Annotated in this window: 22 protein-coding genes; 13 read left to right on the top strand and 9 right to left on the bottom strand. The window is 42.4% G+C overall.

Features of this window, described 5'->3' with window-relative positions:
• Positions 1-57: 57 nt before the first annotated feature.
• From jag to rpmH, 5 genes are all read right to left on the bottom strand, one after another.
• Positions 58-846: an RNA-binding cell elongation regulator Jag/EloR gene (jag, locus tag NXH67_RS06610; protein ID WP_272796827.1), complete on the bottom strand. Its 789-nt coding sequence runs from the start codon at positions 844-846 to the stop codon at positions 58-60.
• 26 nt (positions 847-872) lie between these two features.
• Entirely contained in the window at positions 873-2,171 is a 1,299-nt protein-coding gene (locus NXH67_RS06605) for a YidC/Oxa1 family membrane protein insertase (RefSeq protein ID WP_272796826.1), read from the bottom strand.
• A gap of 32 nt (positions 2,172-2,203) precedes the next feature.
• A complete protein-coding gene (gene yidD / locus NXH67_RS06600; protein ID WP_022777389.1) occupies positions 2,204-2,413 on the bottom strand; it encodes a membrane protein insertion efficiency factor YidD in 210 nt (69 codons plus the stop codon).
• The gene (rnpA, locus tag NXH67_RS06595; RefSeq protein ID WP_022777388.1) at positions 2,410-2,760 is read right to left on the bottom strand and encodes a ribonuclease P protein component; all 351 of its coding nucleotides are present in this window, start codon (positions 2,758-2,760) and stop codon (positions 2,410-2,412) included. The genes yidD and rnpA overlap by 4 nt, the downstream gene beginning before the upstream one ends.
• 87 nt (positions 2,761-2,847) lie before the next feature.
• Positions 2,848-2,982, bottom strand: a complete 135-nt coding sequence (gene rpmH, locus NXH67_RS06590) for a 50S ribosomal protein L34 (protein WP_013282343.1) — start codon at positions 2,980-2,982, stop codon at positions 2,848-2,850.
• A gap of 539 nt (positions 2,983-3,521) precedes the next feature.
• On the opposite strand from rpmH, the gene dnaA reads away from it, so the two are divergent.
• The 7 genes from dnaA to NXH67_RS06555 all read left to right on the top strand — a co-directional run bounded on the left by dnaA (position 3,522) and on the right by NXH67_RS06555 (position 13,740).
• Complete coding sequence (dnaA, locus tag NXH67_RS06585) at positions 3,522-4,919, top strand: chromosomal replication initiator protein DnaA (RefSeq protein ID WP_022777387.1); 1,398 nt, start codon at positions 3,522-3,524, stop codon at positions 4,917-4,919.
• Between the two features lie 305 nt (positions 4,920-5,224).
• Positions 5,225-6,334, top strand: a complete 1,110-nt coding sequence (gene dnaN / locus NXH67_RS06580; protein ID WP_272796825.1) for a DNA polymerase III subunit beta — start codon at positions 5,225-5,227, stop codon at positions 6,332-6,334.
• A 38-nt stretch (positions 6,335-6,372) separates the two neighbouring features.
• Complete coding sequence (locus NXH67_RS06575; protein ID WP_022777385.1) at positions 6,373-6,588, top strand: RNA-binding S4 domain-containing protein; 216 nt, start codon at positions 6,373-6,375, stop codon at positions 6,586-6,588.
• Positions 6,585-7,700, top strand: coding sequence for a DNA replication/repair protein RecF (recF, locus tag NXH67_RS06570; protein ID WP_022777384.1), 1,116 nt, complete (start codon positions 6,585-6,587; stop codon positions 7,698-7,700). The genes NXH67_RS06575 and recF overlap by 4 nt, the downstream gene beginning before the upstream one ends.
• A gap of 15 nt (positions 7,701-7,715) precedes the next feature.
• Positions 7,716-9,653, top strand: coding sequence for a DNA topoisomerase (ATP-hydrolyzing) subunit B (gene gyrB, locus NXH67_RS06565; protein WP_272796824.1), 1,938 nt, complete (start codon positions 7,716-7,718; stop codon positions 9,651-9,653).
• 32 nt (positions 9,654-9,685) lie between these two features.
• Positions 9,686-12,241: a DNA gyrase subunit A gene (gene gyrA / locus NXH67_RS06560; protein WP_022777382.1), complete on the top strand. Its 2,556-nt coding sequence runs from the start codon at positions 9,686-9,688 to the stop codon at positions 12,239-12,241.
• 41 nt (positions 12,242-12,282) lie between these two features.
• Positions 12,283-13,740: a GGDEF domain-containing protein gene (locus NXH67_RS06555; RefSeq protein ID WP_272796823.1), complete on the top strand. Its 1,458-nt coding sequence runs from the start codon at positions 12,283-12,285 to the stop codon at positions 13,738-13,740.
• A gap of 4 nt (positions 13,741-13,744) precedes the next feature.
• Here the strand turns inward: NXH67_RS06555 and NXH67_RS06550 are convergent, their stop codons facing one another.
• The 3 genes from NXH67_RS06550 to NXH67_RS06540 all read right to left on the bottom strand — a co-directional run bounded on the left by NXH67_RS06550 (position 13,745) and on the right by NXH67_RS06540 (position 16,021).
• A complete protein-coding gene (locus tag NXH67_RS06550) occupies positions 13,745-14,734 on the bottom strand; it encodes an AEC family transporter (protein ID WP_272796822.1) in 990 nt (329 codons plus the stop codon).
• 94 nt (positions 14,735-14,828) lie between these two features.
• Positions 14,829-15,590 carry an exodeoxyribonuclease III gene (locus tag NXH67_RS06545; RefSeq protein WP_272796821.1) on the bottom strand — a complete coding sequence of 254 codons (762 nt, stop codon included), beginning with the start codon at positions 15,588-15,590 and terminating at the stop codon, positions 14,829-14,831.
• A gap of 5 nt (positions 15,591-15,595) precedes the next feature.
• On the bottom strand, positions 15,596-16,021 hold the full coding sequence (locus NXH67_RS06540; protein ID WP_022777378.1) for a hypothetical protein: 426 nt from the start codon (positions 16,019-16,021) through the stop codon (positions 15,596-15,598).
• A 249-nt stretch (positions 16,022-16,270) separates the two neighbouring features.
• Between NXH67_RS06540 and NXH67_RS06535 the strand changes: the two genes are divergently transcribed.
• The 6 genes from NXH67_RS06535 (at position 16,271) to trpA (ending at position 21,625) form a co-directional block, all read left to right on the top strand.
• Positions 16,271-16,795 carry a hypothetical protein gene (locus NXH67_RS06535; protein ID WP_022777377.1) on the top strand — a complete coding sequence of 175 codons (525 nt, stop codon included), beginning with the start codon at positions 16,271-16,273 and terminating at the stop codon, positions 16,793-16,795.
• Between the two features lie 435 nt (positions 16,796-17,230).
• Positions 17,231-18,247 (top strand): anthranilate phosphoribosyltransferase, encoded by a 1,017-nt coding sequence (trpD, locus tag NXH67_RS06530; RefSeq protein ID WP_272796820.1) that lies wholly within the window; start codon positions 17,231-17,233, stop codon positions 18,245-18,247.
• Positions 18,248-18,256: 9 nt separating this feature from the next.
• Positions 18,257-19,036 (top strand): indole-3-glycerol phosphate synthase TrpC, encoded by a 780-nt coding sequence (trpC, locus tag NXH67_RS06525; protein ID WP_272796819.1) that lies wholly within the window; start codon positions 18,257-18,259, stop codon positions 19,034-19,036.
• Between the two features lie 33 nt (positions 19,037-19,069).
• A complete protein-coding gene (locus NXH67_RS06520; RefSeq protein ID WP_272796818.1) occupies positions 19,070-19,675 on the top strand; it encodes a phosphoribosylanthranilate isomerase in 606 nt (201 codons plus the stop codon).
• On the top strand, positions 19,672-20,862 hold the full coding sequence (trpB, locus tag NXH67_RS06515; RefSeq protein ID WP_272796817.1) for a tryptophan synthase subunit beta: 1,191 nt from the start codon (positions 19,672-19,674) through the stop codon (positions 20,860-20,862). The genes NXH67_RS06520 and trpB overlap by 4 nt, the downstream gene beginning before the upstream one ends.
• Complete coding sequence (gene trpA, locus NXH67_RS06510) at positions 20,855-21,625, top strand: tryptophan synthase subunit alpha (RefSeq protein ID WP_022777374.1); 771 nt, start codon at positions 20,855-20,857, stop codon at positions 21,623-21,625. Before trpB ends, trpA begins: the two co-directional genes overlap by 8 nt.
• Before the next feature lie 120 nt (positions 21,626-21,745).
• On the opposite strand, the gene NXH67_RS06505 is transcribed toward trpA, so the two are convergent.
• Positions 21,746-22,678 (bottom strand): alpha/beta hydrolase, encoded by a 933-nt coding sequence (locus tag NXH67_RS06505; RefSeq protein WP_022777373.1) that lies wholly within the window; start codon positions 22,676-22,678, stop codon positions 21,746-21,748.
• Positions 22,679-22,863 lie beyond the last annotated feature (185 nt).

Raw genomic sequence — 22,863 nt, 5'->3', positions numbered from 1 at the left:
AAGAACCCGCTCACTCTGACAACGGGTTAAAGGAAGCAGGTTCTTTTTAATAGTTAATTACTTTTTGAGAGTAACTACAACTCTACGGAAAGGCTCATCTCCCTCACTATGAGTTGTAACGTATCTGTCGTTCTGAAGAGCTGAATGAATAATTCTTCTCTCATAAGGATTCATAGGCTCAAGAGCAACTGACTGTCTTGACTTTCTAACCTTATAGGAAATGTTCTTTGCAAGGTTCTCAAGAGTTGCCTTTCTTCTCTCACGATAGTTCTCGGTATCAACCTTAACATGAATATAATCTGAAGAATCTCTGTTAACAACAAGTGAGATAAGGTACTGGAGAGAATCCAGTGTTTGTCCTCTCTTACCGATAAGGACTCCCATTTCATCACCGCTCAGTTCAACATCAAGAATTCTGTCATTCTCATTGTACTTGGCGCTTATCTTAACTTCCATCTTCATAGCACCAAATACTTCGTTAAGGAAGGAATTAGCTGCATCGACAAGCCTTGCACCGTCAACATCCGATACTTTCTTCTCTTCCTTCTTAGCCTCAGTCTTAACAGCTGCAGGCTTGTTCTCTTTAACTTCCTTAACTTCCTTGGAAGCTTTGTTTTCCTTAGCGGGCTTGTTCTCAACAGGCTTCTTTACTTCTTCAACAACTTCAGGCTTTTCTTCCTTAATTCTTGCCTTGATAATTGCCGGCTTGGCATTGATTCCCAAAAATCCTGCGGAACCATTTGATACTACTTCATACTCAAGTCTGTCACTAGGTACTCCGAAGCTCTCACAGGCTTCGGTAATAGCATCATCAACGTTCTTTGCAGTAAACTCCTTAAACTCCATTATAACCTCCCACAATCATAAGCAATTTATTGCTTGTTATTATTTTCATTAAACTCCTTGACCATATTTGCCTTGGCTAAAAGAGAATTCTTCTTGATTTCTTTGCCCTGGTAAATAGATCTTGTCTTCTCAAGGGCCTTCTCATTCTCCTTAGTTGAAGAAGAGATGGACTGTGTCTTATTGATGGTTCTTGTAGACATGTTTGCATAGCGGTTCATCTGAGGAGAAGTCTTCATCTTTTCCATTTTTTTCTTGTACTTCTCGGTATTCTTGGCTATTTCTGCATCAATGTCTGTATTATCAATGTGCTTGTTGATAACAATCTGCTGAATTGATCTGATAACAGCACCGGCAATCCAGTAAATACCCATACCTGCAGGAAGACTCAAGCAGAAGAACGCTGACATGAAAGGCATCATGATATTCATTGTCTTCATGGACTGAGCCATCTGTGCTGACGGATCATCGGGATCTACCTTGCCACCATTGTTATCAGCTGCCTGAGGCATAAGCTTGGTGTTGATCCACTGTGTAAGAGCAGCCAGGGCAGGAACAAGAATACCTCCGATAAGAAGAAGGAACTGCTTGTTGGCAAATGCTGTCTGGATCATTTCCAAAGGTGCCTGACCAATGTTAAGACCAAGGAATGAATTGAAATGATTCAGAGTGCTGTGTGTTGCATCAATTGATGATGAAAGTCCTGTAAAATGCTCCTGGAGACTTGTCCAGTCTGCTGTTGTTGCCTTATTAAGAACATCGATGTAGGTATTCTCTACATAATCAACATTGCCTGCAACAAAAGCATCATTGGTAAACTGCTTGGCAAAACCTGATGCTCCCTTGAGAGTCTGCATGAACTCAGCAGCTCCGTCAGTAGTTCTGAGCTGCTCAACAAGGGGATAAAAAGCATTTCTTACGATAGTAACGTAAGCGGGAATTGCATAGATAACACGATAAAGAGCAAACAAGATAGGCATCTGAATAATGAGCTGGAGACAGCTACCTGTCTGAGAAACACCGTATTTTGCATAGAGCTCTTTGGTCTCCTGCTGCATAGCAAGCATTGAATCGTTATCCTTCTTGCCCTTGTATTTGGCCTGGATAGCCTTAAGTTCAGGACTCATCTTGCTCTGAAGCTTGGAGAATTTCTGCTGCTTATAAGTAAGCGGAAGCAGACACAAATAAATAACAATTGTAAAAATGATAATTGCAAGACCGGTATTAGGAATACCAATAAGATTAAGAACTGTATAAATTCCGTTCATCAAGTGGCCAAGAAGCCAAGCTACGGGTCCTACAATTTTCCCAGAGTACTGGGTTAACAAAAATCCCTCCAAATTCAACCTCCTCTAAAAGCTCACGGAACCGGATCGTATCCACCGCTGGAAAAAGGATTGCATCTAAGAATCCTCCAAACGGCCAAAAGTCCCCCTTTAAGGGCTCCGTACTTTTCTATTGCTTCTAGTCCGTACTCAGAACAGGTCGGAATATACGGACATTTCGTTCGTTTTAACGGAGACAAATACTTCCTATAAAACTTGATTAATAAGATAAGTATTTTTTTCATTTCTCACCGCCATTTTTTATTATGCGGGCCTTCCCTGCCAGGCTTAAAAGAGCACTCTCAATATCAAAAAAGCTTGCATCTGATGCACAGGCTCTGGCAACGACTACTATATCCAAACCACTATTGAATACATCTTCGTGTAGCCGGTAAGATTCTCGAACAAGTCTTGCAAATCTGTGCCTTACAACACTGTTCCCAATTTTTTTACTGCATGAGATTCCAAGATGATTACGAGAACTGTCATTTTTCCACACATAAACTACAATAAACTTATTGGCATAACTCTTGCCATTCTCATAAACATTGCGGAAATCATCTGTTTTTTTCATTGATTCGGAAAAAAGCATTATTAAGTTTCCTTATAATATAGAAAAAACTGTTTTCAGATTAAAAGACAGAAGAAAAAAGGCCACATAAAACTGCGGCCTTTAAAATCATGCTGATAATCTCTTTCTTCCCTTAGCTCTTCTAGCAGCGAGAACTTTTCTGCCGCCCTTAGTAGCCATTCTTGCTCTGAAGCCGTGAACTCTGGCTCTCTGGAGCTTATGAGGCTGGAATGTCATCTTCATTACGGAAACACCTCCTTCGTCTACAAACTAACCCTTGCGGGTCTGTTAAATGAGAATACATAAATGCATCTCATAATTATCAATTGATTACATCCTGTGTGGAAAAAATCTTTATAATTATAATAAATAAAAATAGGTCAGTCAAGCCTTAAAAACCCTTAAAATATCTTAACTGAAATAAAAATTTTTTTTCAAAAAAACTCCAACAATATATGGTAGATTGAATAGTTATCCACAGCAAAATGTTGATTTTGTGGATAACCTGTTGATTAATATTTTTTGACCTGTTTTATCCACATTTTTCATTTTTTTTGTGGATAAAAGGGTTATTAATCGGTTGAAAATTAATCAGAAATCCCGGATTTATGCGGTTTATAACGGTTGAAACCTTAAAGTGGAAAAAAGGGGGTTTTTCCACAACACATATTTTTCACATTTTTTTCAGGCAAAAAATAAAAAGTTATCCACAATTTGATATTAGGTGGCTTTTAATATAAAATAGTAAAAGTTTAAAATTAGCATAATTGGGGAGTTTTTTCATGCAATCATCAGAAATCACACAAAATCTCAAAAACAACTGGGAGGACATCAAGAAACAGATCAGGACACTTTCAGGCATCACAGATATCTCTTATCGTACCTGGATTGAGCCTTTGTCTGTTTATGAAGCATCAGAGGATACCGTTAAGATCCTTATTCCACAGGACAATCCCATGGCTCTTTCTTATATCAGCAAGAACTATATGGATTTCTTCAAGGTTACAATTTCAGAATTTCTTGATTCAATGGTGGAAGTAATCTTCATTTTAAACAAAGATACTATTAATAATGAAGAAACAGTTGAAAGCGATAATTCCGGAAGCAGTGAAAACCGCTACGTTACTAACGCCAACATTGAACATGCCAACTTAAATCCTAAATATAGATTTGATACCTTCGTTGTAGGAAGCAACAACAAGTTTGCTCATTCCGCTGCTCTTGCGGTTGCGGAGTCTCCCGGAATATCCTACAATCCTCTTTTCCTGTACGGCGGTCCCGGACTTGGTAAGACTCACCTTATGCATTCCATAGGTCACTTTATTATGGAACATAATCATCAGGCCAAGGTTCTGTACGTAACTTCCGAGCAGTTTACCAATGAAGTTATTGAATCCATCCGTAGTGGTAAGACAGAGAGCATGTCCAAGCTTCGTGACAAATATCGTACCGTTGATGTTCTCATGGTCGATGACGTTCAGTTTATTATAGGTAAGGAACAGACTCAGGTTGAGTTCTTCCACACTTTCAACGAGCTCCATCAGGCCGGCAAGCAGATCATCCTTTCATCCGATAAGCCGCCTAAGGAAATGGAGACTCTTGAAGAAAGATTCCGTTCCAGATTCGAGATGGGCCTTATCGCAGACATTCAGTCTCCCGACTATGAGACCAGAATGGCAATCCTTCGCAAAAACGCCGAGAACTACGGCAAGACCATAGATGATGAAGTAATCAACTACATTGCTACCAATATTAAATCCAACATCCGTGAGCTTGAGGGTGCCTTCAACAAGATCATCGCTTACTCAAGACTTAACAATGTTGATATCACTCTGGAAAATGCAATGGAAGCCCTGAAGGATATCATTTATCCCGACAAGACCAAGGTTATTACTCCTCAGCTTATTATCGATACCGTCTGTGAGCAGTACGGAACCAAGAAGGAAGACATCATCTCCAAGAAGAGAAATTCCGAGATAGTTCTTCCCAGACAGATCATCATGTATCTCTGCAGAGAACATACTGATGCCTCTCTTGAGGAAATCGGTAAGGTCCTTGGCAAAAAAGATCACACCACAGTAATGAGCGGTATCAACAAGATCAAGCAGAAGATTACCATTGACGATGAGCTTAACAAAAACCTTGATATTATAATGAAGAAATTAAATCCTTCACTTTAAGCCTTTATAAACCGAGTTATCAACAATTTGTGGATAACTATCTTGATAACTTGTGATTTGGCTGGGGATTAATTGTTATTAATGGGTGGATAGATTTTTATAGTCCCATTTGCAAAAATTTGGCTTGTTTATAACTTTTTAATTTTCAACATCAATTTTTTTGTTTTCAACAATCAAAAATTTGTAAAAAAGCCTTGAAAATTGTATAATAGAATAGGTTTTCAACATATCAACAGCTCTTATTAATACTTTTACTATTTTTTTATAATTATTTTATATATTTTCCGATGGGGGTAATTCCGCACATGAAATTCGTTTGCTCGAAATCAAATCTCGTCAGCAGTTTGCAGATTGTATCTAAAGCAGTTCCTTCTAAGACTACAATGTCTATTCTTGAATGTATTCTTATAGATGCAACCGAAGGCATAATCAAATTCATTGCCAACGATATGGAGCTTGGCATTCAGACTATTGTAGAAGGAAATATTGTAGAGAGAGGTTTCATTGCAATCGATGCCAAGATCTTCGTAGATATTGTAAGAAAACTCCCTGACAATGATGTAACAATTGAATCTGATTCATCCAATAAAGTAACAATCAGCTGTGAGAAAGCCAAGTTCAATCTTCCCGGAAGAAAGGGGGATGACTTTACTTATCTTCCTGCTATTGAGAAGATTGACGGCGTAGAAGTATCACAGTTTACTCTTAAGAATGTTATTCAGCAGACTATTTTCTCCATCGCAGAGAACGACGCCAACAAGATCATGGCCGGTGAGCTCTTTGAAGTAGATGGAGAGAATCTCAAGCTGGTTTCTCTTGATGGTCACAGAATCTCTATAAGAAAGGTCAAGCTGGGCGGCAGCTATCCATACAAGAAGGTTATTGTTCCCGGTAAGACTCTCGGTGAGATCAGCAAGATCCTTGGTGACAGCACCGACAAGATGGTCAGCATCTATTTTACAGACAAGCATGTTTTATTTGAATTTGAGAAGACAACTGTAGTATCACGTCTCATTGAAGGCGAGTACTTCAGCATAGATCAGATGCTCTCAAGCGACTACGAGACCAAGCTTAGCATCAACAGAAAAGAGTTCCTTAGCTGTATCGACCGTGCTACCCTTCTTGTAAAAGAGGGTGACAAGAAGCCTGTTATCGTATCAGTAACTGACGGAACATTGGAGCTCAAGATCAATTCAGCAATCGGAAGCATGGATGAAGAGATTGACATCGACAAACAGGGTAAGGATCTTATGATCGGCTTCAACCCTAAGTTCCTCATTGATGCTCTTAGAGTAATTGAGGATGAGATTGTTGATATTTACCTCGTTAACCCTAAGGCACCATGCTTTATCAGAGACAAGGAATCAACCTACATCTACCTTGTTCTTCCGGTTAACTTTACAACAGTTGATTAAAAATATTTTTTGTAATAGAAAGTTTTAGAAGTAAGAATATGGAAATTGTTAAATTACGTGAACAGGATGACTTTATCAAACTTGGACAGGCACTGAAAAAAGCAGGTCTTGAGGGTTCCGGCGTTGATGCCAAAAATGATATTCAGGCCGGACTTGTTAAGGTAAACGGTGAAATAGAAGAAAGACGTGGCCGCAAGCTCTATGATGGTGACATTTTCGAATACGACGGCGTGCAGGTAAAGATAGAGAAATGATTATAAAGTCATTGGAACTGGCTGATTTCAGAAATTATGAAAATTTAAAGATCGATTTCAGCAGCGGTACAAATATTTTGTATGGTGACAATGCCCAGGGTAAGACCAATATTCTTGAGGCAATATTTGTATCCGCCACCACCAAGTCCCACAAAGGAAGTAAGGACAAGGAAATCATCAGATTTGGAATGGACGAAGGTCATGTCCGCACCATACTTGAGAGAGACGGTGCAGAGTACCGAGTAGACATGCACCTTCGCAAGAACAAATCCAAGGGAATAGCCATTGACGGTCAGAAGATCAAAAAGGCTTCAGACCTGATAGGCAAGCTTAATGTAGTATTTTTTTCTCCGGAAGATCTCAGCATTATTAAGAATGGTCCCTCAGAGAGACGCAGATTCATGGATATGGAGCTGTGTCAGCTGGATCAGATATATCTAAATAGTCTTTCTAAGTACAATAAGCTCGTCACCGAGCGCAACAAAGTTCTAAAGGATCTGTACGAACATCCAGAAAACAGCGTGCTTCTTGATGTTCAGGACAAGCAGCTGTGCGAATACGGATCCGTCATTATCAAGACTAGAGAAAAATTCATAGGCGAATTAAATGAAATAATACAACCTATTCATGAGAAATTGACAGGTCAAAAAGAAAGCCTGTCCGTTTATTATGAGCCTTATGTGTCCGCAGCTGATTTTGAGCACAAGTTAAGGGCTTCCAGGCAGAAGGATGTGATTCTGAAGCAGACAACAGTTGGACCTCATAAGGATGATTTTTCTTTTATTGTCAGAAAAAGAATAAGTGAAGACAGCTTAAGTGATGGAATCGATATCAGAAAATTCGGTTCCCAGGGACAGCAAAGAACCGCTTCTCTCTCACTCAAGCTTTCAGAAATAGAAATTGTTAAAAAAGCAAAGAAGGAAAACCCGGTACTTCTTCTGGATGATGTTCTGTCGGAGCTTGATTCAAACAGACAGAATTACCTGCTTAATACCATTGGTGATATTCAGACCATCATCACCTGTACCGGACTTGATGAATTCGTTAATAACAGATTTGAAATAGATAAGCTGTTCAAAGTTACAGAAGGAACAGTAAGCAGCGAAAACTAAGAAATGGAGCGAAATATGGCTAACGAAGAAGTACAATATGGAGCTGACCAAATTCAGATTCTCGAAGGACTTGAAGCAGTCAGAAAAAGACCCGGTATGTATATCGGAACAACAGCCAGCAGAGGACTTCACCACCTTGTATACGAGATAGTTGATAACTCTGTTGATGAGGCACTTGCAGGCTTTTGTGATCACATTGAAGTTACCATAAATGAGGATAACACCATCGTTGTCAAGGATAATGGTCGTGGTATCCCTGTTGACGTGAATCACAAATCCGGACTTACAGGTGTTGAGGTTGTTTTCACAATTCTTCATGCCGGCGGTAAGTTCGGCGGTGGCGGTTACAAGGTATCCGGCGGTCTTCACGGAGTTGGAGCTTCCGTTGTTAATGCTCTTTCCGAGTGGCTTGAAGTCCAGGTTACAAGAGATGGTAAGGTATATCAGCAGAGATACGAAAGAGGCAAGGTATGCTACCCTCTTAAGGAGGTTGGAACCGCACCTGAAGGAGCTTCCGGAACAAGAGTATATTTCAAGCCCGACGCTCTTATTTTCAAAGAGACCACTGTCTATGACTACAACATTCTTAAGCAGAGACTCAGAGAGATGGCCTTCCTTACCAAGGGACTTAGAATCTCTCTTACTGACAAGCGTGTTGAGGAAGGTGAAGATCCTATTGTTCAGACCTTCCACTACGAAGGCGGTATAAAGGAATTTGTTCAGTATCTGAACAAGAGTAAGACAGCTCTTTATACCGACATTATGTATTTTGAGGGAAACAAGAACAACGTTCAGGTTGAAGTTTCCTTCCAGCACAACGATTCTTACAACGAGAGTATTTATACTTTCGTAAACAATATCAACACTCCTGAGGGCGGTACACATCTTGAAGGCTTCAAGGCAGCACTTACCAAGACCTTCAATGACTATGCCCGTGCCAACAAGATGCTCAAGGACAGTGAGGAGAACCTCACCGGTGAAGATATCAGAGAAGGTCTCACAGCTATCATCAGTGTCAAGATTGAGGATCCTCAGTTCGAAGGACAGACCAAGCAAAAGCTGGGTAACTCCGAGGCAAGAGGCGCTGTAGCCGGAATCGTTGGCGAGCAGCTCACCTACTACCTTGAGCAGAACCCCGGTGTTGCCAAGCAGATTCTTGAGAAGGCTATTCTTGCACAGCGTGCAAGAGACGCCGCAAGAAAGGCAAGAGATCTCACAAGACGTAAATCAGCTCTTGACGGACTTGGACTTCCCGGTAAGCTTGCGGACTGCTCCGACAAGGACCCCAAGAACTGCGAGATTTTCATCGTTGAGGGAGATTCCGCCGGCGGATCAGCCAAGACAGCAAGAAGCCGTGCAACACAGGCTATCCTTCCTCTTAGAGGTAAGATCCTTAACGTTGAAAAAGCCCGTGTTGACCGTATCTACGGTAATGCCGAAATCAAGGCTATGATCACAGCCTTCGGAACAGGTATCCACGACGACTTTGATATCAGCAAGCTCCGTTATGACAAGATCATTATCATGACCGATGCCGATGTTGACGGTGCGCATATAGCTACTCTTATGCTCACCTTCCTATACAGATTTATGCCTCAGCTTATCAAGGAAGGCCACGTATATCTTGCTCAGCCGCCTCTTTACAAGCTTGAGAAGAACAAGAAGGTCTGGTATGCCTACAGCGATGAGGAGCTCAATAAGATCCTTCTTGATGTTGGACGTGACCAGAACAACAAGATTCAGCGTTACAAGGGACTTGGTGAGATGGATCCCGAGCAGCTCTGGGAGACAACCATGGATCCTGAGAGACGAGTACTCCTTCGTGTAAACATGGATGAGGAGTCCGAGTCCGATATCGACGTAACCTTTACTACTCTCATGGGTGACAAGGTTGAGCCAAGAAGAGAATTTATTGAAAAGAACGCTAAGTTTGTTAAGAATCTTGATATCTAAAGCAAACAAGGTTGTAAAAAAGGGGATAGAAAATGCCTGATAATAACAACAATAACAACAACGAATTGTCAGATGACGTCTTTGACAAAGTAACCACTGACAGAATCAAGGAAGTAGACCTTCAGAAGACCATGGAGTCCGATTATATCGACTATGCCATGAGTGTTATCGCATCCCGTGCTCTTCCTGATGTCAGAGACGGACTTAAGCCTGTACAGAGAAGAATACTTTTTTCCATGATAGAGCTCAATAACGGTCCCGACAAGCCGCATCGTAAGTGCGCCCGTATCGTCGGCGATACAATGGGTAAATATCACCCTCACGGTGACAGCTCTATATATGGTTCATTGGTTAATATGGCACAGCCCTGGTCAATGAGATATTGTCTCGTTGACGGTCACGGTAACTTTGGTTCCGTGGACGGCGACGGCGCAGCTGCCATGCGATATACTGAGGCAAGACTTACCAAGATCTCAATGGAAATGATTGCCGATATCAACAAGGACACCGTTGACTTTGTTCCCAACTTCGACGAGACAGAGAAAGAGCCGGTTGTTCTTCCTTCAAGATATCCTAACCTTCTGGTTAACGGTACAACAGGTATCGCAGTAGGTATGGCAACCAATATTCCTCCTCACAACCTTCGTGAAGTCATCGGCGCTGTAGTCAAGATGATCGACAACAGAGTCCTTGAGGACAGAGAGACTGAGATTGAGGAGATTCTTGAAATTGTTAAGGCTCCTGACTTCCCTACAGGTGGTATCATCCTTGGAACAAGAGGTGCCGAGGAAGCCTACAGAACAGGACGAGGCAAGGTTGTAGTAAGAGCCGTTACCAACATAGAACCCATGCAGGGCGGCAAGAACAGAATCGTTGTAACAGAGCTTCCATACCTTGTTAACAAGGCTAATATGATTTCCAAGATAGCAGAACTTGTTAAGCTCAAAAAGCTTGACGGTATCACTGCTCTTCGTGATGAGTCAGACCGTGAAGGTATGCGTGTTGTTATCGAGCTTAGAAGTGATGTTAACCCTAACATCATGCTGAATAAGCTCTACAAGCACACACAGATGCAGGATTCCTTCGGTATCATCATGCTTGCTCTTGTCAACAACGAGCCCAAGGTTCTTAGCATCACCGAGATGCTTAAGCACTACATCAGACACCAGGAAGAAGTTGTAACCAGAAGAACCAAATACGACCTCAACAAGGCTGAGGAACGTAATCATATCCTGGAAGGTCTGCTTATAGCCCTTGATAACATCGATGAAGTTATCAAGATCATCAGAGGCAGTGAAACAGTAGCAATTGCCAAGGAACAGTTGATGGGACGCTTTGGTCTGTCAGATGTTCAGGCGCAGGCTATTGTAGACATGAGACTTCGTACTCTCACCGGCTTGGAAAGAGACAAGCTGGAGCAGGAGCACGCAGAGCTTCTTAAAAAGATTGAGGAACTTAAGGCTATTCTTGCAGATGAGAAGCTCCTTCTTGGAGTTATCAAGAAAGAGATTACAGAAATCTCCGATAAATACGGCGATGACAGAAAGTCACAGATCGGACATGATGAGTCAGATATTGATATCGAGGATCTTATCCCCAATGTTAATACCGTTATCGCAATGACCGACCTTGGATATATTAAGAGAATGTCCATCGATAACTTTAAGGCCCAGAACCGCGGAGGTAAGGGAATTAAGGGTATCACAACAATCGATAACGACTTTGTTGAAGATATTCTCATGACAACAACACACAACTACATCATGTTCTTTACCAGCACAGGACGTGTATACAGACTCAAGGCTTATCAGATTCCCGAGGCTTCAAGAACATCAAGAGGTATGGCTATCGTCAACCTCCTGCAGCTTGCTCCCGGTGAGAAGATATCCGCTATGATTCCTGTTACCGGATTTGAGGATGAGACCAAGAGCCTCTTCATGGTAACCAAGAAGGGAACCGTTAAGAAGACTCCTATCACAGACTTCTCAAATGTTAGAAAGACCGGACTTGTAGCCATCAACCTTCGTGATGACGATGAACTTATCGAAGTTAAGACAGTTAAGAAGGACGCAGAGATTTTCCTTGTTACCAAGAACGGAATGTGTATCCACTTCGATGAAGAGGATGTTCGTTCAACCGGCAGATCTTCTATCGGTGTAAGGGGTATGATGCTTGACGATACAGATGAGATTGTCGGAATGCAGCTGGATTCACAGGGTGATTCACTTCTTATCGTATCCGAAAAAGGTTACGGCAAGCGTACCACACTTGAAGAGTTCAACAGCCAGTTCAGAGGCGGTAAGGGCGTTAAGTGCTACAAGATAACAGAGAAGACCGGTAGCGTAGTAGGCGTCAAGGCAGTTAAGGATGACAACGAGATCATGATGATCACCAACCAGGGAACCATCATCCAGCTTCGTATGGATGAGATCACTGTTCATGGACGTGTAACTTCCGGTGTTAAGATGATCAATCTTGATAAGGGTGTCACTGTTGCCAAGATTGCCAAGGTAAGAGAAAAGATTTCCGACGGAGACAAGGATATCGACAACATCGATGATGTTTCCGAGGATATTGAAGAGAAATAAGTCGCAATTAACAGATCAGGCAGTAATATGTGAGGGGATACATGAATATTGGACTGTTGATATCTGAATTGGAAGACATAGATGTTAAGAATATCTGTATTGGTGCCTGCCAGGCAGCCAAGGATAAGGAGATTAATCTTTTTATCCTGCCGGGCAGATACCTATACACGGATAAATCGGTGAATGAGGACAGACCCTATGATTATCAGAACTCTGCTCTCTTCGACTATGCCATGACCACCGATTTTGATGCACTTATAATCGACATCGAGAGAATAGGAAAGAATGCCCCGATTCTTAAAAAAGAGGCATTTCTTAGAAAATTTGAACCGGTTCCTGTTCTGACGCTTACGGAATGCGAAGGTTTTACCAATGTAAATCCCGTGCAGTCAGACCATGATCAGATGCAGCAGATGGGTTATGAGTCTGTATGTGATGCAATCTATTTTGCCAAGAATAAGGAACTACCTCCTTCAGAATCACAGAAGCAGTTTAACTTTGTGGAATGCTCTCCTGCAGCTGCGATTGAGGAACTTGCCAACATCAGCAGCAGCCTTCTTCACAGAAAATATGCCTCCGAGAAGGCTTATCAGACCTTCGCCGAGGATGCCAGGAAGGCCGGAGTCAAGAACTGCGGAATAATGCTCTATGACAAAAAGGTCAGAAACACCATCAAATACAGCTGGGAGAGACCTGAAGTCATTTCAATCAAGAGTGCACTGATAAACGGCACTATCACAGAACTTAAGGATGATGAAGTTCGTATCGGTACAGACAAGATAATCTCATCCTTTACCAAGGCCGGACATAACATTTTCATCATGGGAGATATATTCGTTGGCGAATATCAGTTGGGACTTCTGATCATAGAGTTCAAACCGGTGATGCTGACCGATAACTTTTTTGAATGTCTTCTTAGCGTAATAACCGGAGTTTCCAGAGTATCTTATCTGGAAAAAGAGTTAAAGCGCACCAATGAAGAGCTCTACGAGGTTCAGGAAGAACTTGCAAGAGATGACTCTGTTCTTGATCACATCGGCGATCAGGATTATCTCACCGGTGGTCTTAACAGACGAGGCTTTTTTGCCAAGGCTTATGATTATCTTAAGGAACAATTCAAGCCCGGTAGCAGCGCCATTGTGGCATATATTCATATGGAATCCCTCAAAAAGATCAATGAAATGTACGGACATGAGGAAGGTGACAGAGCTGTTAAGAGAGTTGCCAAGATTCTTGAAGAAGTATTTGAAGGAAGTATTTACGGCAGAATTCGCGGTGATGAGTTCGCTGTAATAGATATAACCGAAGATGAAGGCAAGGGGGAAACTTTCCGTCAGGAAATGTCAACGCAGAATGCTATACTGCTATCAGAAACCAGCAGATATATCAATCATCTTCAGTACTCAATCTGTGAGTTTGGTCACGAGGAGAACCTGTCCCTTAGAGAAATGCTGAAAGAGACAGATGAAAATCTCCAGAGGATAAAAGGAAATTATTGATGTCTTAGATTAAGCTTAGAGATTTCAGTATATAGAGCCAGAAGGTCAGTGAAAATGAACATCCAAAGGTAGTCATCATAATGATACTGCTGCTAAGAGTTCCTTCATGGCCCATATTCTTGGACATGATAAAGCAGCTGACTGTTGTGGCTGACCCAAGCATAACAAGAATGGCTACCAGCTGTTCTCCGGAGAATCCCAGAGTTACAGCAACAGGAAGAAATATAGCAACTAATACAAAAAGCTTGATAAAGCTGGCACACAGTGCCGGCTTTATTTCATTTGCGGCCTTTTTGAAATCAAAGGTGGCACCCATGGACATAAGACCAAGAGGTGTTGCCAGTGAAGCTATGTTACTGACTACGGTGTTAAAAATCTTAGGCTGAGGAATCCGAAGCAAAGACCAGATCATACCAATGAAGATACCGAGAATAATAGGGTTTTTAAGGATTCCGAGTAATGTTTTTTTGATAAGAACTTTTTTGGCATTGTCACTACTGCTCTCTTTCGAACTGTCTCCCATTACATAATCCGAAGGGGCTGTGACCATCAGAATTATAACTGCAAGAATATTGTAGAGTGGAACGCTTCCAAGGATCATAAGAGGAGCCATACCTGTGCCGGCTTCTCCGTAGATATTGTGGATAAAAGCTATACCAAGGAGCGCTGCGCTGCTTCTGTAGGAGCCTTGAATGAACTCTCCTCTTCTTCCTTTATTTTTGACCAGAAACATTGATAACAGGGTGATCATCAGGACACTTATCGCTGTTGCCAAAAAACAGAACAGTACAAATCTTCCGTTCCAGGCTGCTGCGAAATCTTCCTTGGACAGGTCTTCAAATAAAAGTACGGGCAGAGCAACTTTAAAAACAAATTTATTCATCCAGGAAGCTGCTTTTTCATCCATAAGTCCAATCTTGTTGAAAATATATCCGAGAACCATGAGAAGAAAAATCGGAAAAGTCGCATTGAGACTGAAAATCAGGTTATCCATAGTATCATTCCTCACAATAAAAAAGGTGTAAATGTCAGCGAATCAAACCGCAAAACATTGTACACCTTCGTAGCCTGTTAGACAAATATTGCTGTTATTTAAGAATAAGTCCCACAGGACAATGATCGGAACCAAGAGCATCAGCGTAAATCTTGGCATCTTCTGCCCTATCGATCAGACTTTCGGATACAACAAAGTAGTCAATACGCCAGCCGGCGTTCTTGGCTCTTGAGTTGAACCTGTAGCTCCACCAGGAATATGCGCCTTCAAGATCGGGATAGAAATGTCTGAAGGTATCCACAAGACCGGAGTTAACCACATTGTCGAACTTAGCTCTCTCCTCATCTGTAAAGCCTGCGTGTCCGCGGTTGGGCTTGGGATTCTTAAGATCTATCTCCTTGTGGGCAACATTGAGATCGCCGCAGTAGATAACGGGCTTCTTCTCTTCCAGTTTTTTGATATAAGCAAGGAAATCATCTTCCCACATCTGTCTGTATTCAAGTCTTGAAAGATCCTCTTTTGCATTGGGAACATAGACCGTTACGAGATAATAATCCGGATATTCAGCGGTTATTACTCTTCCCTCGTGGTCATGCTCTTCTATTCCGAGGCCGTAGGTCACGGATAAGGGCTTTTCCTTGGTAAAAATAGCCGTGCCTGAGTAGCCTTTTTTCTCAGCGTAGTTCCAGTATTCTTCATAGCCGGGAAGATCCATCTCAATCTGTCCCTCCTGAAGTTTGGTCTCCTGAAGGCAGATCACATCAGGGTTTTCTTTGTCCATAAATTCCTGAAAGCAGCCTTTTGATACACAGGCCCTTAGTCCGTTGACATTCCACGAAACAAGCTTAGTACTCATAGTATTTACCTCTCATCACCGAAGATATTGGTCGTGTGTAAAACGGTTACTCTCCCGCTCTGCTTGAAGAAAAGGTAACCGAAACTATTGTACCCTCCGTTGGCATTTATATATAGGTTCATAGTATGAGGAACTGATGTAAGTTCTTCGAGAAATAACTCCTCACCGTTTACGATACCTGCGAAGTTATCCCGAAATCCGCCACTTGATCTTGTTTTGTATGCCAAAAGGGAATAACCGTTATTCACTACTATATATTCAACATTATTAAGAGGATTTCCGCAATAGGCATAATATCCGCAAAAGTTGTCCATGGAAAGATATTTAGGGAAAGAAGTAGATGTTTCCTCAGAAATATCCATAAAACTGTCAAAAGAGATCTGCAACGGAGTGCTGTCATCTGTAAGATATTTAATATTGTAATCCGTCATAATTTCTCCCGAGTTTGTTACTTCCTTTTTATTGCTGTCTTATTCTAACATCGTAAACTAAAGAATTAAAGTGTCGTTCGTCCCATTTCAGCTACCTTTTGTCAGAAAAAGGCCTGCAATTTGAAAAAATGGAGACTTATGACATTATAACCCACTAAAATGCAGATGTTCTATGAATATCTGAGTTGCTATACTATAATTAGTTCTGAGAAATCCCCAAAATAATGACAATTGAAAGGTGGAACAATTATGAATTACAGAAAGTTTATTGCATTAACTCTGACTTTTGTGGTAGTTATTTTGGCAGTAGGCTGCAGCATGTCAAAGAATCCGGCTCTGACGAAGAATATGAAAAAATACAAAATGTCATTGTCTGAAGATTCGAAGGCCAACAAATATGATGATTTCAAAAATATAGAAGCCACTATAAGCGAATACACAAAGGAAATGCCTGACAGTATCAGCGAAGATGACTTCATTGCATATTATACCTATGATGGAACTTCATCAGTTAATGACGGCTATCTTGTATATAAGCAGGATGGTAATTTCAAGGTTGAAGGAAGCTCTTTCAGAGGAGGCGATACTTACGGATACAGTGGTAAGGTAGGTAACAAACAGGCTTTCCTCACAGATATCTCCGCTCTTGAGTTCAAAGAATATTATGAAAATGATCTTCCGGGCGGTGAGGAATGCTATGGTCTTGTAATATATGAGTCCAATGGCAAGACAGTTGCAACCTATACTACCAATCTCTTTTCTGAAGACTATTGACATATTAAGGCAATGGGGTTAAACTGTTAACCAAGTTAATACTTTAAACTGATGAAGCGGAGATAAAGGCTAAGATGCCTTCACAGAGAGCCCGACATAGCTGAGAACGGGTAAGAAACAGGTAGTCAAATGGACCGCTGAGGGTGCAGTCAAATGCCTCTTTTATAACAAACAGGAGGCAGAGTATTCTGCAACGTGAGCGCATACGTTAGTTGCGACGAATATGTTAGTATTCGAATTAAGCGCGTAGGAACATCATCACTACGAATTCAAGGTGGCACCGCGGATAGTATTTTAGTACATTCGTCCTTGACAGAGGTATATTCTCTGCCAAGGACTTTTTTATTGCTTAGCGTTTTGGCAGGAGAATAGCCAAGACGCTTTTTTACGTTACTAATCGACCAAAAACAACAGTAAAGACAGGAGAAAAAGAAGATGATCAAGGAAGCAATCGTTAAAATCGTTAACAAAGAAGACCTTACTTATGATGAAGCCTATGCGGTAATGAATGAAATTATGAGCGGAGAAACAACTCCTACACAGAACGCAGCCTTTTTGTCCGCTCTTTCAACCAAGAGTGCAAGGGCAGAGACAACAGATGAGATTGCAGGCTGCGCAGCTGCCATGAGAGAGCACGCTACACTGGTTGATACCGGAATGGATATATTCGAGATAGTTGGAACCGGAGGAGATAACGCAGGAAGCTTTAACATTTCCACAACCTCAGCACTGGTTGCTGCAGCAGGCGGAATGAAGGTTGCCAAGCACGGAAACAGAGCAGCCTCTTCCAAGTGCGGAACTGCCGACTGCTTGGAGGCTCTTGGAGTCAATATTCAGCAAGATCCAAAGAAGTGCGTTGAGCTACTTGAGAAGGTTGGAATGTGCTTCTTCTTTGCACAGAAGTACCACACCTCAATGAAATATGTAGGACCTATCAGAAAGGAGCTTGGATTCAGAACAGTATTCAACATCCTTGGTCCTCTTACCAACCCCGGCAAGCCTGCAATGCAGCTTCTTGGCGTGTATGACGAGTATCTTGTTGAACCCCTTGCGCAGGTTCTTGTAAGCCTTGGAGTCAAGAGAGGAATGGTAGTGTACGGACAGGACAAGCTGGATGAGATATCCTTAAGTGCACCCACCACAGTCTGCGAGATCAAGGACGGATGGTACAAGGTTTACACCATAACTCCCGAGGATTTCGGCCTCACAAGATGTGAGAAGAAGGACCTCTTAGGCGGAACCCCTGAGGAGAATGCTAAGATCACAAGAAAGATTCTGGCAGGAGAAAAGGGACCCAAGAGAGATGCGGTTCTTATGAACGCCGGAGCTTCTCTATACATCGGCGGCAAGGCAGCTTCTTTTGCAGAAGGAATAAAGCTTGCAGCAGAGATTATCGATTCAGGCAAGGCAACAGAGACATTAAACAAGTTTATCGAAGTAAGTAACTCATAAGGAAAGATTATGAATATTCTTGACGAACTGGCACAGCATGCCGCATACAGGACAGAAGAAGCTAAAAAAGTTAAACCTCTTTCAGAGGTAAGAAGGCAGGCAGAGGGCCTTCCAAAGGGCGATTTCGAATTTGAGAAAGCCTTAAGAAAACCCAGAATGTCTTTTATCTGTGAATGCAAAAAGGCATCTCCGTCAAAGGGACTTATAGCGCCGGATTTTCCATATCTTGATATTGCAAAAGAGTATGAAGAGGCAGGTGCAGACTGCATCTCAGTCCTGACAGAGCCCAAGTGGTTCCTGGGGTCCGATGAATTCTTAAGAGAGATCGCTGCTAAGGTTACAACTCCTTGCATCCGTAAGGATTTCACAGTAGATGAGTACATGATCTACGAGGCCAAGAACCTCGGTGCCAAGGCAGTTCTTCTAATCTGCTCAATCCTTGAGAAGGAGCAGATAAAAGAGTACATGAATATCTGCGATGATCTGGGACTGTCAGCTCTTGTGGAAACCCATGACGAGAAGGAAATCGAGACGGCTGTATCGGTCGGGGCAAGGATAATAGGCGTAAATAACAGGAATCTTAAGGACTTTAATGTCGATACTTCAAATTCCGCAAGACTTAGGAGTCTTGTTTCCGCAGATACGATTTTCGTATCCGAGAGCGGAATATCAAGAGGGGAAGACATAATTGCGTTAAAAAACATCGGTGTTGATGCGGTTCTTATAGGGGAGATGCTCATGCGGGCAACCGATAAAAAAGCTCTCCTGCGGGAACTTAAGGGGCTCTGAAGTCTTCGGATTTGAAATATAATGGTGAAAAATATGGTAAAGATCAAGCTCTGCGGCTTATCAAGAAAAGAGGATATCGAAGCGGCTAACAAGCTTAATCCCGACTTCATAGGTTTTGTCTTTTATGAAAAAAGCAGCAGAAATGTCACAAAAGAACAGGCAAAGCTCTTAAAGAGCTTTCTTAATCCCGAAATTAAGGCCGTGGGAGTATTCGTTGATGAGGATATCTCTTTTATCAATGAACTAATAAGCGAAGGAATCATAGATATTGCACAGCTCCACGGATCTGAGGATGAAGAGTACATCTCCGTGATCAAGAAGCAGACCAAGGCTCCGGTGATCAAGGCCTTCAAGGTCAGAGAAAAAGAGGATGTTGATCTTGCCAACAGATCCGGTGCCGATTATGTACTGCTTGATTCAGGAATGGGAACAGGAAAGCCTTTTAACTGGGAGCTACTTCAAGGGATAAAAAGAGATTACTTCCTTGCGGGAGGTCTTGACCCTGAGAATGTAAGACAGGCTCTTGAGGTGACAGGTGCCTTCGGTGTTGATGTAAGCTCGGGAATTGAAACAGATAAAAAGAAAGATGCAGCAAAGATGAAGCGCTTTGTGGAAAACGTAAGAGGAGAAATATTATGACTAATCCAAAGGGAAGATTTGGTATACACGGCGGACAGTACATTCCGGAAACACTGATGAATGCAGTGATAGAGCTGGAAGAAGCCTACAATAAATACAAGGATGACCCTGAATTTAACAGGGAACTTACAGAGCTTTTTAACGAATATGCAGGTCGTCCTTCAAGGCTATATTATGCAGAGAAGATGACTAAGGACCTGGGCGGAGCCAAAATCTATTTAAAGAGAGAGGATCTTAACCACACAGGAGCCCACAAGATAAACAACGTTCTGGGACAGGCACTTCTTGCCAAGAAAATGGGTAAGACAAGGCTTATCGCAGAAACGGGTGCAGGCCAGCACGGCGTTGCAACAGCCACTGCGGCAGCACTCTTTGGAATGGAATGTGTTGTGTTCATGGGAGAAGAGGACACCAAGAGACAGGCCCTTAACGTATATAAGATGCGCCTTCTCGGAGCCGAAGTTATCCCAGTAACCTCAGGAACAGCAACCCTTAAGGATGCTGTATCCGAGGCCATGAGAGAGTGGACCTCAAGAATCAGCGACACTCATTACTGCCTCGGATCGGTCATGGGACCTCATCCTTTCCCTACAATTGTCCGTGACTTCCAGGCAGTTATTTCCAAAGAGATCAAGGAGCAGATGCTGGAAAAAGAAGGTAAGCTTCCCGATGCAGTAATAGCCTGCGTCGGAGGTGGATCCAACGCCATCGGAAGCTTCTATAATTTCATAGAGGATAAGAGCGTAAGGCTCATCGGATGTGAGGCCGCAGGCAGAGGAATAGACACCTTCGAGACCGCAGCTACTATAAATACCGGCAAACTTGGTATTTTCCACGGTATGAAATCCTATTTCTGCCAGGATGAATATGGTCAGATAGCCCCCGTTTATTCAATTTCAGCCGGACTTGACTACCCGGGAATCGGCCCTGAGCATGCATATCTTCATGACAGCAAGAGAGCTGAGTATGTTGCAATAACAGATGACGAGGCGGTGGATGCCTTTGAATACCTCTCAAGAACAGAGGGAATCATTCCTGCCATCGAGTCCTCACATGCCGTTGCCCATGCAATGAAGATCGCACCTACTATGGATAAGGATCAGATAATCGTAATCACAATTTCAGGCCGCGGAGACAAGGACTGCGCCGCCATTGCCCGTTACAGAGGGGAGGATATCAATGAGTAATATCAAGAATGCTTTTGCAAATGGTAAGGCCTTCGTAGCCTTCATAACCTGCGGTGATCCGGACCTTGAGACCACAAAAAAGACCGTTATAGAAGCCGCCAATAACGGAGCGGACCTTATAGAGCTGGGAATTCCCTTTTCCGACCCGACAGCCGAAGGACCTGTAATCCAGGGAGCTAACCTTCGTGCATTGAAGGGCGGTGTTACCACAGACAAGATCTTTGATTTTGTTAAGGATGTGAGAAAAGAAGTTACGATTCCCCTTGTCTTCATGACCTATGCCAACGTAGTATATTCCTACGGCGCGGAGAAATTCATGGCGGGCTGCAAAGAGGCAGGCATTGACGGAATCATTCTTCCTGATCTTCCTTTTGAGGAAAAAGAGGAATTTGATGAAGTATGTGATAAGTACGGCGTTGATCTTGTATCACTGATAGCGCCTACTTCAGAGAACAGAATAGCCATGATCGCCAAGGAAGCCAAGGGCTTTTTGTACATCGTATCAAGCCTTGGAGTAACAGGAACAAGAAGCGAGATCACAACAGATCTTGGTTCAATGGTCAAAATTGTAAAAGAAAACACAGATATCCCCTGTGCCATCGGTTTTGGAATCTCAACGCCGGAGCAGGCAGAGAAGATATCCAAGCTCTCGGACGGCGTCATTGTCGGATCCGCTATTATCAAGATACTTGAGAAGTATGGCAAGGATGCGCCGAAGTATGTGGGAGAATATGTTAAGAGTATGAAAGAGGCGATTGCCTGACAGTTAATTGGGGACGATATGAGTCAGTGGGGACGGTTCTTTGTGACTCGCTTTCGTGAGTCACAAAGAACCGTCCCCACTGACTCATACCGTCCCCTTGTCTTACAACTTGCCATAAATTTAGAACGAAATCTTTATCAAAAAACTTCCAATCTTATTCCAATAATTTGTTGGATCCTTCACCACTCCTTCAATATGACCCGCGCCAAGAACCATACAGAACTGCTTGGGACAAGCCGCTGCCTCGTAGAGGCGTGAGCACATGTGGGGATCAATGAAGGTATCATTATCACCGTGGATAAAAAGTGTAGGTGTCTTACTCATCTTAACTGCATCGATGGGGCGAACTTTATTGATATCATATCCGGCCTTGCACAGAATCGCGATTCTTGATATGCCAAGTGCGATTGGTGTGGGAACCAGAGAGTATTTGAAACTCTTGTAGGTGTCAGCGAACTGTTCACGAAGTGAAGAGTAGGAGCTGTCTGCTATTACTCCCTTGACGTTCTCCGGGAGATTTTCGCCGGATGTCATAAGAGCTGTGGCGGCGCCCATGCTCATTCCGTGGAGAATGATCTTGGCTTCCTTATCTCTTTTGATTATCCAGTGGATCCACTCGAGGATATCAAGTCTGTCATCATAGCCGTAGCCAATGTATTTGCCTTCGCTCTTACCAAAGCCTCTAAGGTCGGGAAGCAGGCAGTTAATACCCTTCTCAAGGTAGTGCTCGGCGTATATTCCGCCTGATTCGTGGTTATCACGGATTCCGTGGATAAGTATCACATATCTGTGGCTCTCATCTTTGGCAGGAATGTAGGATGCATGAAGCCTTAGCTGATCGATGCTGTCGATGTACATGTCCTGTCTGCGTTCATGATTTCTGATAAACTTACGTCCCTTGGTTATTTCGGGGGAAGCGTCCATATAATCATCTTCGTCAGTGTGCTGACGGGGAACTGAGGATATTCCGTATATATAATTTCCGAAGGCATAAGCACCGCCGAAAAGAGCGGTAAAAATGCCTAATTTCAAAAAAGTATTCTTCTTACTCATTTCTACTCCTAACAATATGTTATAGATTGTTTCGACTATATCATATAATACCATTATTTGGGAGAATTATCGCATTATTTAGATTTTCTTAATGGAAATTGTGGCATTATCCGGATTTTGTAAGAGCGTGAAATATACAATTTGCAGAAATGATGGCAAAAATTGACGATATTATAGCATGTTTT

Source organism: Butyrivibrio sp. DSM 10294 (assembly GCF_028539135.1).
Taxonomy (GTDB): Bacteria; Bacillota; Clostridia; order Lachnospirales; family Lachnospiraceae; genus Butyrivibrio.
Note: the sequence above shows the minus strand (reverse complement) of the source record. Positions and strands in the feature narration are given on the sequence as shown.

Excerpts from the sequence above, each read along its gene's own strand:
- trpA (WP_022777374.1), top strand. The coding sequence starts at position 20,855 with ATGAGTAATATCAAGAATGCTTTTGCAAATGGTAAGGCCTTCGTAGCC.
- NXH67_RS06535 (WP_022777377.1), top strand. The coding sequence starts at position 16,271 with ATGAATTACAGAAAGTTTATTGCATTAACTCTGACTTTTGTGGTAGTT.
- NXH67_RS06545 (WP_272796821.1), bottom strand. The coding sequence starts at position 15,590 with ATGAGTACTAAGCTTGTTTCGTGGAATGTCAACGGACTAAGGGCCTGT.
- NXH67_RS06550 (WP_272796822.1), bottom strand. The coding sequence starts at position 14,734 with ATGGATAACCTGATTTTCAGTCTCAATGCGACTTTTCCGATTTTTCTT.
- rpmH (WP_013282343.1), bottom strand. The coding sequence starts at position 2,982 with ATGAAGATGACATTCCAGCCTCATAAGCTCCAGAGAGCCAGAGTTCAC.
- NXH67_RS06555 (WP_272796823.1), top strand. The coding sequence starts at position 12,283 with ATGAATATTGGACTGTTGATATCTGAATTGGAAGACATAGATGTTAAG.
- NXH67_RS06505 (WP_022777373.1), bottom strand. The coding sequence starts at position 22,678 with ATGAGTAAGAAGAATACTTTTTTGAAATTAGGCATTTTTACCGCTCTT.
- NXH67_RS06575 (WP_022777385.1), top strand. The coding sequence starts at position 6,373 with ATGGAAATTGTTAAATTACGTGAACAGGATGACTTTATCAAACTTGGA.
- dnaN (WP_272796825.1), top strand. The coding sequence starts at position 5,225 with ATGAAATTCGTTTGCTCGAAATCAAATCTCGTCAGCAGTTTGCAGATT.
- jag (WP_272796827.1), bottom strand. The coding sequence starts at position 846 with ATGGAGTTTAAGGAGTTTACTGCAAAGAACGTTGATGATGCTATTACC.
- NXH67_RS06540 (WP_022777378.1), bottom strand. The coding sequence starts at position 16,021 with ATGACGGATTACAATATTAAATATCTTACAGATGACAGCACTCCGTTG.
- gyrA (WP_022777382.1), top strand. The coding sequence starts at position 9,686 with ATGCCTGATAATAACAACAATAACAACAACGAATTGTCAGATGACGTC.
- NXH67_RS06520 (WP_272796818.1), top strand. The coding sequence starts at position 19,070 with ATGGTAAAGATCAAGCTCTGCGGCTTATCAAGAAAAGAGGATATCGAA.
- trpD (WP_272796820.1), top strand. The coding sequence starts at position 17,231 with ATGATCAAGGAAGCAATCGTTAAAATCGTTAACAAAGAAGACCTTACT.
- yidD (WP_022777389.1), bottom strand. The coding sequence starts at position 2,413 with ATGAAAAAAATACTTATCTTATTAATCAAGTTTTATAGGAAGTATTTG.
- recF (WP_022777384.1), top strand. The coding sequence starts at position 6,585 with ATGATTATAAAGTCATTGGAACTGGCTGATTTCAGAAATTATGAAAAT.
- rnpA (WP_022777388.1), bottom strand. The coding sequence starts at position 2,760 with ATGCTTTTTTCCGAATCAATGAAAAAAACAGATGATTTCCGCAATGTT.
- trpB (WP_272796817.1), top strand. The coding sequence starts at position 19,672 with ATGACTAATCCAAAGGGAAGATTTGGTATACACGGCGGACAGTACATT.
- dnaA (WP_022777387.1), top strand. The coding sequence starts at position 3,522 with ATGCAATCATCAGAAATCACACAAAATCTCAAAAACAACTGGGAGGAC.
- trpC (WP_272796819.1), top strand. The coding sequence starts at position 18,257 with ATGAATATTCTTGACGAACTGGCACAGCATGCCGCATACAGGACAGAA.
- gyrB (WP_272796824.1), top strand. The coding sequence starts at position 7,716 with ATGGCTAACGAAGAAGTACAATATGGAGCTGACCAAATTCAGATTCTC.